The organism is Mesorhizobium sp. M7A.F.Ca.CA.004.12.1.1 (genome assembly GCF_003997835.1).
Taxonomy (GTDB): domain Bacteria; phylum Pseudomonadota; class Alphaproteobacteria; order Rhizobiales; family Rhizobiaceae; genus Mesorhizobium.
Genome location: NZ_RZRK01001352.1, coordinates 1 through 827, shown reverse-complemented (window position 1 = coordinate 827; position 827 = coordinate 1). Strand labels below are relative to the sequence as shown.

1 protein-coding gene is annotated in these 827 nt (G+C 67.6%); it reads left to right on the top strand.

The genetic code is table 11. The annotated features are described in order from the left end of the window. Positions 1-827, top strand: an 827-nt coding sequence (locus tag EN984_RS36325; protein WP_127384440.1) for an FAD-dependent oxidoreductase, incomplete at both ends; no start/stop codon positions are given.

Sequence of the window (827 nt, the reverse complement as noted above, 5' to 3'; positions counted from 1 at the left end):
GCCGCATCTGCCCTATGAGCGCCCGCCTCTGTCCAAGGAGGCGATGGCCAGCGATGCGCCCGAGATCAAGGCGATCGCCAGCGACGCAATTCTGGCCGAGAAATCGATCCGGCATGTCCATTCCGTCCAGGCCGTGACGATCGATCGCGCGGCGCATGCGGTGCGTCTGTCGGACGGATCGGTCCTGCCTTACGACAAGCTCCTGCTGGCAACGGGTTCGACGCCGCGCAAGCTGCCGATGCCCGGCCTTGGCGCGCACTGCGTCTATCTCAGGACCTTCGCCGACGCGCTCGCGATTCGCGCGCACCTCACCCCCGGCAACCGGATCGCCATCATCGGCGGCGGTTTCATCGGTCTCGAACTCGCGGCCGCGGCCCGCAAGCTCGGCGCTGATGTCACCGTCATCGAGGCGCAGCCGCGCATCCTGATGCGCGGCGTGCCGGCGGAGATCGCCGAAATCATCCATGATACGCATGTCGCCGAGGGCGTCGATATCCTGTGCGGGGATGGCATCGCATCCATCGCCGACGACGGCAGACAGGTGCGCACCACACTTGCCGGCGGCCGGGAAATCGTCGCCGACCTCGCGATCATCGGCATCGGCGCCGTGCCGGTGACCGGGCTTGCGGCCGAAGCGGGGCTTACGATCGACAATGGCATTGCAGTCGATGCCGAACTGCGCAGCAGCGATCCCGACATCTTTGCCGCCGGCGATTGCTGCTCGTTTCCGCTCGCCGTCTATGGCGGCCGTCGGGTGCGGCTGGAAGCTTGGCGCAACGCCCAGGAACAGGGCGCGCTGGCGGCCAGGAACATGCTCGGTGCCGGCG